A 14,517-nucleotide genomic window follows, 5' to 3' on the forward strand; every position below is an offset into this window, starting at 1 on the left:
GCTTACGAGCCTCCCCATAGCCCGTTCGGACAAATCCACTCGCTGATCGCCTCCGGGGCGTTCACGTACGACGAGGTGATGAACAAGATCCCTTGGTGCGTCATCCTGATGATGATCAACGACCAAGGACGTATGAGAAAGAGATCCGGGGAGGAAAACGTTATCCAAACCGAGGAGGAGGAACTGGAATTCTTAGGACTGAAATAAATGGTGAACGATCCCGTATACATAACATTCGAGTTCCGGGGGAACCTGGAGGATGAGGTCGAGAAGGTGACCCTCGGCATCAAGGGCCTGCGTGACGAGTCGGCGAAGACGTACCAACGCCTGATCGCCGACAGTGGCGAGGCCTACGGTGCCATGAGCGCCGAGAACCGGAAACTGGCCGTATCCATACAGGAGAACATCAACGCGTTGCGTGACTTGGCCGTCGTTCAGAAATCATTGGATGACGGGCTGGAGGCCGGCACCGTCACCACCCGGCAACACGCGCAGATGAAAGCGGCACTAGCGGTGCAGGAGAACAACCTGCGCGAGGCGATCAGCGCCGGTATGCGTACGCTGAACGAGCGGATACAAACGGAATCGAAAGCCGTCGATTCCGTCATGGCCCTCCAGAAACGCTTGCAGGAGCTGACCTCGGCTTACTATAACCTGTCCAAGGCAGACAGGGAAGGGAACGCCGGACAGGGAATCCTAAAACAGATCGGCGACCTTGACAAGGAGATCCAGACGGCGCAATCCCGCTTGTCCGCTTACAGCCGCTCCGCCGGTACCGGATTCAACAGCCTTTCCATGTCGGTACAACAAGTGGCCCGGGAACTACCCTCGCTCACCTTGGGTGCCAACATGTTCTTTCTGGCCATCTCCAATAACCTTCCCATCTTGGCCGACAATATCCGTGCCGCCAGAATAGAGAACGAGTTACTGAAGAAATCGAACCAGGCCACGGTTCCCGTATGGAAACAGGTGCTATCCTCCATCGTGAGCTGGCAGACGGCATTGGTGGTCGGGATCACACTGCTATCTGTATATGGAAACGACGTGATAAGTTGGACTAAAAGTCTTTTCGGGGCACAATCCGCCCTCAAGAGCATGGCTGAAATACAGGGTGATGTCAACAAGAAGTCCTTGGAGAATACGGAAACCGTAGGAAAACAAATCACCGCTTTGAGAGAGTTGCAAGATCGCTGGAAAGCCTTGGGGCCAGACGTGGCCAGACAAAAGAAATTCATAGACGAGAATAAATCATCTTTTGACTCTATGGGCATCTCCATCAATAACGTGGAGGAAGCGGAAAACCTGCTTATAAAAAATACCGGCTCCTTTATCGAGGCGCTTAAGCTAAGGGCGCAAGCCTCGGCGGCCATGACCTTGGCTAGCGAGCAATATACGAAGCAAATGCAGGCAGAGATACAGGCCGCGGATAAACGCAAGGAAGCGGATGAACGAAGAAACTCGAAAGATATCCCCGTAAGCGCCTACATGCAGGACACCCGGTATGGAAACGTGAAAACCGCCAAGCAGGCCAACGAGGAGATCGCCAATGGAATAGAGGCACAAGCCAAGGCCTTGGACAAGGAGGCGGAGGCGGCGAAAAAAACGGCCGAGGCCTTCTTCACCCTTGGTACTGCAAAGAGAAAAGAAGCCGAGGAGACCTTGAGAAAAGCCGATATAGAAGGGAAAGACAAGATATCTTCCACCAAGGACAAGGAATACTGGGAAGGTGTCAAAAAACGGGCTACCAAGGCCCTGGAGGAGATCGACGCGGAACAAAAGAAATTGCTTGATTCCGGAAAGACCGCCGGTATCGAGCCGGCCATCGTCACCGCCTACAAGACGGCCAAGGCGGATATCGACAAGGCGACAGAGGCCTTGAAGGCATATGACTCGTACGAGAAGAAACAATCCGCCGCGGACAAGCAACAGACCAAGGAGCAACGGGCCAAGGAGGCGGCGAACGTGATCAAGGCCGAGACCGCCATGCGTGAGCTGGAGATCGAGCGCCAAAAGGCCGTTCTGGGACAAAGGGAGAAGGATGCCGAGCTGGAGCTTCGCCAGCAAAATATCAACCTCAGGAAAGAGGGCTCCGACAAGGAGCTGGCCCAAATCGCTTTGGACTATGACAGAAAGATAAACGAGATCGGGAAGAAAGGCCGTGAATATATTCTCGCCCAGCAAAAGATAGAGCAAGCCCTGTGGGAGAACGAGAACCCGAACTGGAAGAAGAAGGGGCTCACGTTCAAGCCCTCCACGACCTCCGTCTCCCAGCTACCCGGAACGCAGACCAAGGAACTGTCCGACGCTACCGGGATGGCGGACTTGACCCGGGACAAGGCAGAGGCCGATCTGCTGGAGAAGACCTTGAGACAATACCAGGACTACGCGACCAAGCGACTGGAGATCGAGCGAAAATATAACGAGGATATCGCCTACCTGACCAGCCAACGCACCGAGAAGAACAAGGAGGCCATCGATGCCGCCATCGACGAGGCCGAGAGAGGCAAGAGAAAAGCCCTGTCAAGCCTATCCCTCGATGAGCTGAAGGATACGGACATGTGGGACAAGATCTTCGGGGATCTCGATAAGATGGCCCTCCCCTCGCTGGAAGGATTGCTCAAGCAAGCCCGGGAGGTCAACACGTCGGCATGGGACCCCAAGAACGTGAAGGAGTACCAGGATGCCATCACCCGGCTGGAGGAGGCGATCCGTACCCGCTCGCCGTTTAAATCGATCGGCGATGACTGGAAGAAGCTGCTGAAGGCGATGAGGGAGGGGGATGGCGACGGTATGGCCGGGGCCCTTGAGGGGATCGACTCCTCCGTCCAAAAGATCAACAACGACCTGAACACCATAGCCGGGGGAATCGGTGACATCTTCGGGGATGAGGCGGGTTACGCCGCCAGCCAAGTGGTGGAACTGACCACCGCCCTGGGAGGTTTCGCCACGGCCGCCTCACAATTCGCGCAAGGAGACTTTCTTGGCGGCATAGCGAGTGTCGTGTCAAGTGTCGGCTCCATATTCTCCATGGGTAAGAAAGTGAAGGAGATGAACCGGGAGGCCCGGGAAGAGCAACAAAAGTTCTACGACGAGGCGATCCAGGGCGAGATGGAATATCAACGGCTGTTAAGGGAACGTCTCCGTACCCAGCGGCAGATCGGCGAGATGACCTTGGCTTACAACAAACGGATCACGGAGGAACTGGAAAAACAGCGACAAGCCTCCGGGAGCGAGTACGACCGGTTGCTGCAACAGATCCAAGGAGAGCAATATATCAGCGGCGTAGGCTACCGCCATGGCACGTGGTTCCGGAAGGCGAAGACGTGGAACGAGTACTCCAGTCTCGCGGGCAAGAGCTACGAGGATATAGAGAAGCTCTATACCGAGGGTAAGCTGGAGGAGAAGGTGGCGAGATTATTCGAGCAGCTCCGGGCATTGAGAGAGGAAGGTGTCGATATCGACCAAATGCTGGATGACCAGGAGGAGTCGATGCGGGAGGTCCTGACCGGTACCACGACCGACAGTATCGCGGATAGTATCATACAGGGCTTCGCCGAGGGCAAACGATCAGCGAAGGATTTCGCCGACGATTTCCAAGAGATGTTGAATAATGCCGTCCTACAGGGAATCAAGATGAGAGCCTTGGAAGAGCCGCTCCGGAAATGGTATGAGTCGTTCGCCGAGGCGAGCGGGGCGGGATTGACGGAAAGCGATATCGCGGACCTGAAAGCGCAATACGACAAGATCGTCGAGAACGCGGCCAAGCAACTCGAGGACATGGAGAGGGTGACGGGCAACAAGATAGACTCTACCCTCACCCAACAGGCCAGAGCGGGCGCTTTCACCACGATGACACAAGACACCGCCAGCGAGCTGAACGGGAGGTTCACCGCCATACAGATCAACGTGAGCGAGATCAAGGGGTGCGTCCTCGACATGCGGACCTTTCTCAGCAAGGGGCTTGAGTACTCCGAGGAGATCGCCCGGAACACCTCCTATTGCAAGCGGCTGGACAGGATCGACCGGACGCTGTTGGAAATATTGACAAACGGATTAAAAGTGAGATAGCATGAGGGAAGGCAAGCTGTATATAAACAACCTGGACGCTTACGCGACATACGGCGTGTTCCTGGCCAATGACCGGGGCGGGACGTATGACAATCTCTCCGCGTTGATGACACCCCCGCCCGTCAAAAAATACACCACCGTCGATTACCGGGAACGGGATGGCGAGGAGGTGGACGTGACGCTCCCGAGGTACGAGGCACGCGATGTCTCCCTCCGGTTCGCCATGGTGGCGGAGAGCGAGCTGGATTTCCGGACGAGGTACAAGGCGTTTGTCGATGTCCTGAGATCCGGTACGCTCAACGTGCGTGTCACCGAGACGGGAAAGACATACAGGCTCTATTACCAGAGCTGTCCGGGCATGGTGATGAGGACACGGCTCCGGACGACCGGCAGGCTGGCGGCCATGTGGACCGTCAAGTTCAGGGAGCCTAAACCCGAGTTTTAACGGTACTAAAACGTTGTTTAAATGGAATTGAGGATATACGATCAAACAGGGGGCTTACGGGCCGTCATCTCTCCGGATGACAGTTCCACGCAACAGAAGGCCGTGATGGGGGACAATACGCTGGGCGTATCCTTCACCACCGGCGAGGCCATACCCTTCGACGTGAACGATTACGTGGACTTCGAGGGTGAGCGCTATACGCTCATGTCCGTCCCCTGTCCCCGTCAGGCCAGCACGGTCGAGTATGAATATACCCTCCGGTTCCATGGTGTCGAGAACGAGTTGTCGAAGGCGCTCTGCTTCCTCATGACGGATGGCGGGATGGACTCGGACTTCGCCCTAACGGACGGTCCGGCGACGCATTTGCAACTGGTAGTGGATAACATCAACCGGATCAAGGGAAGCACGGCCTGGAGGATCGGGAGCGTGATCGCCGCCGACTACAAGGTCATCACCTATGACGGGATCGATTGCCTCACTGCCTTGAACCGGATCGCCGAGACTTTCGAGACCGAGTGGTGGATCGTCGGGACAACCATCTATCTGGGCAAATGCGAGCACGGGGAGTTGTTGGAACTGGGCTACGCCGCCGACGGGACAGCCGTAGGAGGCCTGTTGAACATGAGCAAGCGGGAGGAGGAGAACGATAGCTTTTTCACCCGGCTTTACGCCAAGGGAAGCACCCGCAACATCGATCGCTCAAGGTACGGTTCCGATTATCTCCACCTGCCCTCGCCCTTGAGATACCTGGAGAAGAACACGGGGTACGGGATCGTCGAGCGGGAGGTGATATTCGATACGGTCTACCCCCGGCGGGTCGGTACGCTCTCCGGCGTACGTTCCATCGAGCGGGAATCCGAAGGCAAGACGATCCGGGTCTATTACGTGACGGACAGGGATATCCCCTTCGATCCGAACGACCACGAGATCGCCGGGCTGACCAAGCACGTAAAGTTCGAGACGGGTGAGCTGTCCGGGTATGATCTCGAGGCCAATTACGACTCGTCCACGGGGGAGTTCGAGCTGATCAACCAGTATCCGGACGAGAACACGCAGATACCGGACGGTGTCATGGTCCCGAAAGCCGGCGACACGTACATCCTCTATAACATCCGCATGCCGGACGAGTATTACGCCTTGGCAGAGAACGAGCTGGGGGAGACCGCCGAGGCCTATCTGGACAGGCATAGCGTGGACAGCTCGGTCTATAGCGGTGACAGCGACCCGATCATAATGAGGGAACGGGAGGTCACCGTCACGCTTGGGCAACGTGTCCGGTTATATAACCCCGTGTTCTTCTCCTCCGGATACCGGGATAGCCGTATCATCGGCTTTACCCGCAACCTGAACGATCCTTACGACGTGAAAGTCGATATATCCGAGTATGTCAGTATCGGCCGCATGGAGTCCCTGGAGAGGAAGGTGGACTCCTTCCTCCCGATGATCAGCCAGGCCGGGGGATCGATCAACATCATCAAGAGCGGTGACGATACGGCCCCGACGGACAATAACGTGTTCTCCGCCCTAAAGGCGATATCCACATTCTTGCGCAAGGACCAACCGGACCAAACTAATTACCTGCTCAAGCTGCTAGGCGGCTTGATATCGGATAACATCGAGTCGCGGGATTTCGCCGCCGGTCCTTTCGGCACGGGTTTCGTCTTGAAACGGAACGCCAAGACCGGAAAGTCCTACATGGAGATCGACGAGTTGTACGTGCGGTTGAAAGCGTATTTCGACACGCTGGAGATAAAGCACCTCTCGCACGTGGGTGGGCGTGTCGTCCTATCCCCGGCGGCGATGGAATGTATCCGGGTCGAGGAGGTCTCAGCCGAGTACGAGACCGTATATGACAGTACCGGGACACAGGTATTCGATTCCTCCGGCGAGGAGATATTGGCCCCGGTAGGAGGTGGTGAGATGGCCTATCGTTGTTACTTCAAACAAACGGACGGGGAGCGGGAGATCGTCAACGAGTTCGCCGTTGACGACCTGGCGCAATGCCGTGAGTTCAACGTGAAACCCGGTATCTCCCATAACGTGAGCAACCAATATTATTGGCGCCGGGTATTGGCCGTAGGCGACGATTACATAGACCTCTCCATGTCCGATTGCGATCCGGGCAGCATGGAGCCGAAGGCCGGGGATACGATCGTCACCATAGGCAACAAGACGGACAAGAGCCGCCAGCACGTGGTGTTCCTCTCCTCGTATGACGAGGACGCTCCTTGCATCAAGCTGTATTCCGGGATAAACTCCTATTCCATGCTGAACAAGGAGGTGACGGTGATCTCGCCGAACGCCGACAAGAACGTGTTTACCGGCAAGATGGTCATCAAGCCGGGTTCCACCGGTTTCGAGAACCTGACAGACGCCCCGGATATGGGCGAGGTAAACGAGGCGATACAGGACGCTAAGAACACCGCCTCCAACGCTCAGGAAGCGGTCAACGGGGTTCAAGGATCCGTGACGAGCCTCAAGGGTTACGTGGACGGGGCTTTCTCCGACGGCATCATCTCGGAGGCGGAGGCGAGGGGCATAGAGAAATACCTTAATATCGTGGGTAACGAGAAGATCTCGGCCGAGTCCACGTTCAACAAGCTATACGCGAACCCCTATCTGGAAGGTTCAGCCAAGGTATCCCTGTCGAACGCCAAGGCCGGCCTCCTCTCCTCGATATCGGCGTTGGCCGGCTCGATCAACAGCGCCATCGCCGACGGTAAGACGACGGTGGCGGAGAAGGCGGACGTCGACAAGAAATTCGCCGCCTTCAACACCGCGACATCCACGTTCAAGACGGCGGTAGAGACGGCGAACGAGTCCATCCAGTCCAAGCTGAAGGGTTATTCCGACGAGGCACAGAAGGCTGCTGACGAGGCGAACAACACCGCCTCCTCCGCCATGGAAGGCGTGAACGAGGCCAAGGGCGCCGTCTCTGACCTGAACAAGTACGTGGACGGGGCCTTCTCCGACGGCATCATCTCGGAGGCGGAGGCGAAATCCATCGAGAGATATATCAACACGGTAAACCAGACGAAAAAAGAGGCGGATAGCACGTATACGGCTCTATACATTAACGGTTTCCTGTCCGGTACCGCCAAGTCGAACCTGTATACCGCCAAGAATGGCCTCAACACGGCGACCTCCGACCTGATCGCCTCCATCAACGCCGCCATAGCGGACGGTAAGACGACCACGGCTGAGAAGGACAACGTGGACAGCAAGTTCACGGCATTCAACAACGCGTATGCCTCGCTCGCCACGGCCATAGAGAACGCCAACAAGGCGATCCAACGGAAGATCAAGGAGGAGGCGGTGAACGAATCCAAGAATAGCGCCAACTCCCAGATCGGCACGGTCTCCACCGCCATGAAAGAGGAGATCGCCAAGCAATTGGGCTATGGAAGCTACTCTGATTTCGAGGCGGCGGCCAAGCGCGGGGAGTCGATCACGGAGGGTGGATCGATCAACTCCAAGTTGATCAACGCCGAGCTCATGATCACGTCCGCATTGATCGCCAGCGCCATAAGGACGAACGAGTTGAACGTGAATAACAAATTTATTGTCTATACAGACGGATCTGTAAGCGTGGAGGGGCAGATTGATTCTTTAGGGAACGATTCAAAGGCGGAGCTTTCCAACGGCTATTTTCGTATCCTAAGGACAAACACGTCCATCCTTCCGGGATATGTGGATGAGGCGTTTCGAATAGCGATCGATAATTCATCCGGAGTTCCTGAGATATCGATGGTTGACAATTCCAACAGGACCGTATCCATCACTCCTAGGGGAATCACGTTCCACCAGATCGGGTTCACGAAAACCTTGACGATAGATCCGTCCGTGTTGGGGGGAGGAACTATCAAGAAAACATCGGATGGAATGCTTTATCTGTCAGAGGATGGGGGTACCAAGTCCCGGGTGGAGATCAAGGTTTCCGGGGAAGGTACGACGAGCCCGTTGCCTGGCATTCATTATTGCGATAAAGGATCTATCGTGTCTCTTTACGCTTATCCGGCATCCGGGTATGAGTTTGAGAAGTGGAGCGACAATGGATCGCAAAACCATGATGTCACGGCCAGAGACGATGAGCGTACGTATACCGTTTACTTCAAAAAGAAATCTTCCGCTAACACATATAGACTTACTTTAGATGAGAGTCCGTCCAATGGTGGTACAACATCGGGAGAGGGTACATATAGCGCCGGCACCAACGTACGTATCAGCGCTACGCCTAACAATGGATGGCGTTTTGTCAGATGGAATGACGGAGGGGCTCAAAGCCATACGGTCACGATGAATGGCAACAAGACCTTGACAGCGTACTTCGAGAGATACGCCGTCACCGGCGACGAGATATTCCAAGGGACGGCCTTGACAAGTTCGACCTATTGGAAAGGTGTCGGATCTGACGTGGTCTATAGTGTAGCCGGTGGGATGGCCATATTTAGTATGTCCGGTAAAATTGACGGTAGCTCCTATATCATTTTCAACAAGGGTTACATGGGGAGCAAGCTGGAACAAGGTCACAGATACAGGATAACCCTTACCATCAAGGCCTCCATGAACGATGTCAGTCTGATTGCGCTCATGGGAAACGCATTGGATATCCCAAGTTCTGTATCAGAGGATGCCTTATTTTACGGCGGTTACGATGGTACACTGACAACGTCCTATAAGACCATATCGGCAGAGTTTACAGTGAAGAGAGATAGTACGATCGAGGATGGGTTCCTGTTCATAGTGTCTATGGACTGTACGGTCGGTATAAGTAGCATATCATTAAAGGAGATTTAATATGAGAGGATTGATTATGGCGTTATGCGTGATCCTGTCGGGATGTAACCCGTACATCCCGGAGCCTCGTACACGGGAGGGACATCCGGTACGAGATCGGGACAGCGTCCGGATCGATGTGGATACCACGACCAGGGCGTATGGTTATGAGTTCGTGATCGGGAAAGCGGGAGGGCACCATGGGATACGGGAATGATGGCGTGTCTGTGGTCGGCACCGTGATGAAATTTGTCCTGTCTCTGGATCTTCCCGGGAGTCTAACGATGGATGACGTGGGGTTCGAGGCCGTATTTTACATCTATGGCAACAAGACGGTGGTGATACCCAAGTCCGGGATGATCCGGCAGGACAGCGGTGCGTACCTCCTTGTCCTCGACACGTCCCGCCTAGGGAGCGACGGGCGGATCAAGTGTCAGATAAGCGTGGATGTCCCGGACGCCAACTGCGAGGACGGGGTAAGGAAGGAGGTAGTACGGATCGATACGGACGAGATCGTGAGGAATGGCGTGCGTTAGGGGACATATCGTGAGATTGGAGACGGCCCGGGCGGAGCTTCGAAGGATTGAGGCCATGAGCGCCGGACTCAAGAGGATCGGGCGGATTGGAGTGGGGCTATCCAAGGTCTGCAGCGTGGATGATGGCGTATGGCTATTGGTCTCCCCCGCGGATCCGGTATGGGTGACCGAGGATACGCCGGCATATCTCACGGTACACTCGAATACGGGTTGGAACATTGAATAACTAAAAAAACAAGAAGGCATGGCAAAAGCGGCATGGGCGGTGGTCACCCCGCCCCAAGGATCGGGTGACAAGGAGGTAAGCGTAAGATCAGGCTCGGAGCATACCGGGCGTAACGCCCGTACGACGGTCCTGACGTTCAAGGCGGCGAATTGCGCGGACGTGGCACGGACGGTGAACCAGGCGGGCAAGCCCGAGTACGTGGATATAGCGGACACGGCATCGTCGGAGAAGACAGGCAAGGTGGTTACCATATCGGGGGTCAGCAACTCGAGGAAATTGACCTTCTCCCTCGGTACGGGAGACCTTGACATAGCGCTACCGGGTAATTATACGGCGAATAGCGTACAGACCGCTAACGGGGAAGCGATAGCGGGCGATCCCGGAGGACTGGCGGTATACAATTTCTCGATCGCCGTCACGGTTCCCGCCAACACGGAGATCGATCCTCTCACGAGACAGGTCATCGTCACGGACGAGGGCGGGCACCAAGACGTGTGCCTATTGACACTGGCCGCCGGTGACGCTTACCTGCGGGTGACAGAGGGGGACATCCAGCTTGATTACCTGGGAACCCCGGTAACGGTGAACGTGGAGTCTAACACGGACTGGACCGTGGAGTGATGGAAAACATCCCTTGGATAACGGGTAAGGGCAATATCGTCGTGGACCTTGCGGGAAGCGGCGATGGCCCGGCCTCATTCTCCTCTACGGAGAATGATGACGTTGACAGGTCACAAGAGGTGACGATCAAAACGACCCGGGGCGGTAACGTGGAGGTCGTACGCACCGTACGTCAGGCGGGCATGAGGGAATACCTGTATGACTCGCTTGGCGAGATAATGAAAGATTCGGATGATGTGGAACTAAAAGTATTGAAAGAAAATGGGCAATTTAATTTATACGACAACGAAGACCAACGATCTTCTGAGGAAGGTTAACGATATGCCGGATAGCGTGGCGGATGGCAAGACGCCGGTGTTGGAGACCGGCACGACTACGACGTTATTACCCACGGAGTCCGCCACGTCTGAGGTGGTGCGGAATGGTGAGGACTCGAGCGGGAATCCCAAATACAAGATAAACCTCGGTATCCCCAAAGGCAAGGACGGTACCGGAGGATCGGGAGGGGGCGTGACCGACTCCGTGGACTGGAGCGACGTGCAGAATAAGCCGGGTTGGGTAAATTCCACGACCAAGCCCACCTATACGGCGAACGAGGTCGGGGCTATGCCGTCCGACACGACGATCCCGTCCAAGACGAGCCAGCTGACCAATGACAGCAAGTTTATCAAGGAAACCGGCTTGAGGACGGTCAACGGGCAATCCCTAGTCGGTAGCGGCGACATAACCATATCCGGAGGATCGGGAGGGGGAAGCGGTAACGTGAACGTCACTAATGCCGATTCCATGGTAAAGGGACGATTGTACGCTTTCAATCCCTCGGCGAACGGTAGCGCAGAGGGCGTGTTCTCCACCATACCCGAGGCCAGCTCCAGCGAGGCGGGATTAATGGGTAGCGATCAATTCGATAAGCTGGGAAAACTTAAGGAAACCTATTTTTTCCCGGCATCCGTATTGAGCTTGACATCGACATCCTCCAGCGACGATATCCTGACTGCTTTCGGATTTGATCCGGTCACCGGCAAGGGGGATCTGGTGGGGATCACAGGCATATTGGCGAATGCCATGTCCCATGATTACGTGGTAGATATACCCGAAATGTTCATCGGCAACCACAAATGTGGCGTATACGCCAGCCGCGAGTCAACTACATACACGCTGGAACTCTCGTATATAGACCAAGGAGGAGTACTCAAGACAGTCAAGGTAACGGGCAAGGGAGGTTCGGATGGCGTGATCACCTATTCTGTAGATTTCTCCGAGAGCGGAGGCGACGAGGTGTACCTTCCTGTCACGCTCTTTGACCTAACCACCTCCTCTACCCATGAGGAGGTAGCGGGCATACTTGATTCCGTGGGAGGAATAGAGCATATAATAAGACTGGCGCAAAAAGTAACGACTAAATTCTATATCGTCAATAGTGCCAGTACTGTTAACAACATGCGCTCCAGTCTCTCCTTGGGTGGATATATTGTAGCTAACATCATTTATTATATAGATATAACTTATATTGATGCATCTCTCATCTCACATTCCATAAAGATTTCAGGAACTAAAAGTAATTATACCGTAAAGACAAGAAAGGATATCAATCTTAATTATACCATAGGTTATGAGTCTGTAAAATCGGAGGTTTATGCCTTGACATCCAGCTCGACATCCGATGAGATAAAGTCAGCGTTCTATAGCGTGGTTACATTTAAAAGAGTGATTGAGGCCGTTAAAAACGGTGCCATATTAAGGACAAGTATTCCTGCTTCCATAGGGACGGACTATACAAATCCTGTTTATCTCAATACGTTTGCCGCTTATGTCACTAATGACGGTGATGCGACTCTGGGGTATACCATAGCTGGAGTCGGAATAAACAGTTATATGGGGATGCAGTTCGTGGTGATAAACTATGAGGCTTTCAGTGATTCTTTCTCGATAAACGTGGTACCGTTTACGATTGGAGGTTAAGCCTCATAAATAGAAGAAGTCCCAAAGCGCTTTTAGTTAATTGAAAATAAATGGATTGAAATGAAAGGATTGAATAAGATTTCAAGGAAGGATTTATTGATACTTGTTGTTCTTACAAGAAAATATGGCTAGTAGTTGATTTTATCGGAACAACCTTAACACCTTATCGAGGGCGGGTAAAAAGAAAAGCCCCCGGCTGTTAGTAAAGACGCCAATCACATACTAACAAAAAATGCGAGCTACCGCACGACCGGGGGCTAAATGCCTTCTGTCGCGATAGCTCGTTTTTTTTATTATGTGATTGGCAAGACAAATGTACATTAATTTTCGAGGACATGAAAAATAAATACTATCAAATATTGGAAAAGATTCTTGCGGAAGGCAAGGCCCAAAACAACAAGAAGGGGAATATCAAGTATCTTCTGAATGAGCAGCTATGTTTGACCCCTGTTGATCTGCTGGAGATATTCGAGGGACATGATATAGCCCGAAAGAAATTGCGGGGAGAATTACAACTGTTCATGCGAGGGGAACGCTCCGTTGATAAATATAGGGAAATCGGTGTCAATTGGTGGGATTATTGCGGTTCCATCCTAGTGAATAGTTATCCGACTTATCTTGAGAAGTTACCGCCACTGATTGATAGGATCAATCGGGAGAAACGGAACAGTAAGAACTATGTGCTGTTTTTAGGATCGACAGATGCGGAAAGCAACCAAGCCCCTTGCTTGAGCCTCGTGCAATTCCAGATCGATGGCGGCGAGTTGGTCGTTTCCGCCTATCAACGCAGTTCCGATGCCAACTTGGGGCTTCCGGCTGACATATATCATTTATATCTAATGTCACGTCAGATAGATATACCCCTAAAGTCCATCACCTTGAATCTAGGCAATGTACATGTCTATGTAAACAACATGGAGAATACCCAACGATTGTTGGCCGGGGAAGAAAATGTAAGACTGCACTTGAATGTATAAGAATAAAACTTTGAATGATGAAAACCCCTATTACTTATTATGGAGGTAAGCAAACCTTGTTAAAACATATCTTATCTCTAATTCCGGAACATTCTGTTTATACAGAGACTTTTTGTGGAGGGGCGGCAGTATTGTTCGCAAAAAAACCCGTCCCTTGCGAGGTCATCAATGACATCAATGCCGAGATCATCAATTTCTATTGGATGGCCAAGTGCTATTATCCGGAGTTGAAAGCGGAAATAGACAAAACACTGCATAGCCGGGCATTGCACGACCACGCACGATACATCTATAGTAATCCGGAGCTTTTCCGACCGTCGGAAAGATCTTGCGCCCTCTGGTTCCTGACGAAAACCTCTTTTGCGAGCAAGATCAACGGCACATTCGGTTTTGATTTCAAAGGAGGACAACCAAAGAAACTTCGAAACGCCAAGGATACGTTCACGGAAGAGCTTTGTGATCGTTTGGAGCGTGTGACGATTGAATGCCAAGATGCCTTGTCCGTCATCCGCCGTTATGACCGTCCGGAAACGTTCCATTTTGTCGATCCTCTCTACATCGACACGGATTGCGGCCATTATAACGGGTTATTCAACGAACAAGCGTTCATCAAGTTATTGGACGTATTGTCCGGTTTGAGAGGGAAGTTCATGCTGACCATGTTCCCTAATGAGCATATTGAAGAATATTCCGATAAATATCACTGGACTATCCATCGCTTCGAACGAACGATATCAGCCGGTAGAACCAACAGAAGGAAACAGGAAGAATGGATCGTTTGCAATTATTGAAAATGTAGCTCAAGAGCATGAACCTTTGGTCTCATGATCCGGTTATCATAATATATAAGGTATTAGTTTAAGGTAATATGTCCACTTCCGCTCTGCCTGTGAAGGCCGAGCGGTT

Annotated in this window: 12 protein-coding genes; 11 read left to right on the forward strand and 1 reads right to left on the reverse strand. The window is 53.1% G+C overall.

What is annotated here, in order from left to right:
* Positions 1-2 precede the first annotated feature (2 nt).
* On the reverse strand, positions 3-230 hold the full coding sequence (locus DWX33_RS22290) for a hypothetical protein (RefSeq protein ID WP_147425502.1): 228 nt from the start codon (positions 228-230) through the stop codon (positions 3-5).
* On the opposite strand from DWX33_RS22290, the gene DWX33_RS06615 reads away from it, so the two are divergent.
* From DWX33_RS06615 to DWX33_RS06660, 11 genes are all read left to right on the forward strand, one after another.
* The gene (locus tag DWX33_RS06615; protein WP_122380091.1) at positions 208-4,068 is read left to right on the forward strand and encodes a hypothetical protein; all 3,861 of its coding nucleotides are present in this window, start codon (positions 208-210) and stop codon (positions 4,066-4,068) included. The two genes, DWX33_RS22290 and DWX33_RS06615, sit on opposite strands and share 23 nt — an antisense overlap.
* 1 nt (position 4,069) lies before the next feature.
* Positions 4,070-4,513, forward strand: coding sequence for a hypothetical protein (locus tag DWX33_RS06620; RefSeq protein WP_022192617.1), 444 nt, complete (start codon positions 4,070-4,072; stop codon positions 4,511-4,513).
* 21 nt (positions 4,514-4,534) lie between these two features.
* Positions 4,535-9,310, forward strand: coding sequence for a hypothetical protein (locus tag DWX33_RS06625; protein ID WP_122380092.1), 4,776 nt, complete (start codon positions 4,535-4,537; stop codon positions 9,308-9,310).
* A 1-nt stretch (position 9,311) separates the two neighbouring features.
* Positions 9,312-9,506 carry a hypothetical protein gene (locus DWX33_RS06630; protein WP_122380093.1) on the forward strand — a complete coding sequence of 65 codons (195 nt, stop codon included), beginning with the start codon at positions 9,312-9,314 and terminating at the stop codon, positions 9,504-9,506.
* Positions 9,490-9,825 carry a hypothetical protein gene (locus DWX33_RS06635; RefSeq protein WP_122380094.1) on the forward strand — a complete coding sequence of 112 codons (336 nt, stop codon included), beginning with the start codon at positions 9,490-9,492 and terminating at the stop codon, positions 9,823-9,825. The genes DWX33_RS06630 and DWX33_RS06635 overlap by 17 nt, the downstream gene beginning before the upstream one ends.
* A 10-nt stretch (positions 9,826-9,835) precedes the next feature.
* Positions 9,836-10,051 (forward strand): hypothetical protein, encoded by a 216-nt coding sequence (locus DWX33_RS22295; RefSeq protein WP_147425503.1) that lies wholly within the window; start codon positions 9,836-9,838, stop codon positions 10,049-10,051.
* 18 nt (positions 10,052-10,069) lie between these two features.
* Entirely contained in the window at positions 10,070-10,672 is a 603-nt protein-coding gene (locus DWX33_RS06640) for a hypothetical protein (RefSeq protein WP_122380095.1), read from the forward strand.
* A complete protein-coding gene (locus tag DWX33_RS06645) occupies positions 10,672-10,989 on the forward strand; it encodes a hypothetical protein (RefSeq protein WP_122380096.1) in 318 nt (105 codons plus the stop codon). The genes DWX33_RS06640 and DWX33_RS06645 overlap by 1 nt, the downstream gene beginning before the upstream one ends.
* Positions 10,934-12,634, forward strand: a complete 1,701-nt coding sequence (locus tag DWX33_RS06650) for a hypothetical protein (protein WP_147425504.1) — start codon at positions 10,934-10,936, stop codon at positions 12,632-12,634. The genes DWX33_RS06645 and DWX33_RS06650 overlap by 56 nt, the downstream gene beginning before the upstream one ends.
* 335 nt (positions 12,635-12,969) lie before the next feature.
* Positions 12,970-13,611, forward strand: a complete 642-nt coding sequence (locus DWX33_RS06655) for a thymidylate synthase (protein WP_122380098.1) — start codon at positions 12,970-12,972, stop codon at positions 13,609-13,611.
* Between the two features lie 17 nt (positions 13,612-13,628).
* The gene (locus DWX33_RS06660; RefSeq protein ID WP_122380150.1) at positions 13,629-14,402 is read left to right on the forward strand and encodes a DNA adenine methylase; all 774 of its coding nucleotides are present in this window, start codon (positions 13,629-13,631) and stop codon (positions 14,400-14,402) included.
* The last annotated feature ends 115 nt before the right edge of the window (positions 14,403-14,517 follow it).

The organism is Parabacteroides sp. AF19-14, assembly GCF_003635485.1.
GTDB lineage: Bacteria > Bacteroidota > Bacteroidia > Bacteroidales > Tannerellaceae > Parabacteroides > Parabacteroides distasonis.

Bases quoted from the DNA above. Each gene is read 5' to 3' on its own strand.
- DWX33_RS06615 (WP_122380091.1), top strand. From the start codon at position 208: ATGGTGAACGATCCCGTATACATAACATTCGAGTTCCGGGGGAACCTG.
- DWX33_RS22290 (WP_147425502.1), bottom strand. From the start codon at position 230: ATGTATACGGGATCGTTCACCATTTATTTCAGTCCTAAGAATTCCAGT.
- DWX33_RS06620 (WP_022192617.1), top strand. From the start codon at position 4,070: ATGAGGGAAGGCAAGCTGTATATAAACAACCTGGACGCTTACGCGACA.
- DWX33_RS06625 (WP_122380092.1), top strand. From the start codon at position 4,535: ATGGAATTGAGGATATACGATCAAACAGGGGGCTTACGGGCCGTCATC.
- DWX33_RS06630 (WP_122380093.1), top strand. From the start codon at position 9,312: ATGAGAGGATTGATTATGGCGTTATGCGTGATCCTGTCGGGATGTAAC.
- DWX33_RS06635 (WP_122380094.1), top strand. From the start codon at position 9,490: ATGGGATACGGGAATGATGGCGTGTCTGTGGTCGGCACCGTGATGAAA.
- DWX33_RS06640 (WP_122380095.1), top strand. From the start codon at position 10,070: ATGGCAAAAGCGGCATGGGCGGTGGTCACCCCGCCCCAAGGATCGGGT.
- DWX33_RS06645 (WP_122380096.1), top strand. From the start codon at position 10,672: ATGGAAAACATCCCTTGGATAACGGGTAAGGGCAATATCGTCGTGGAC.
- DWX33_RS06650 (WP_147425504.1), top strand. From the start codon at position 10,934: ATGGGCAATTTAATTTATACGACAACGAAGACCAACGATCTTCTGAGG.
- DWX33_RS06655 (WP_122380098.1), top strand. From the start codon at position 12,970: ATGAAAAATAAATACTATCAAATATTGGAAAAGATTCTTGCGGAAGGC.
- DWX33_RS06660 (WP_122380150.1), top strand. From the start codon at position 13,629: ATGAAAACCCCTATTACTTATTATGGAGGTAAGCAAACCTTGTTAAAA.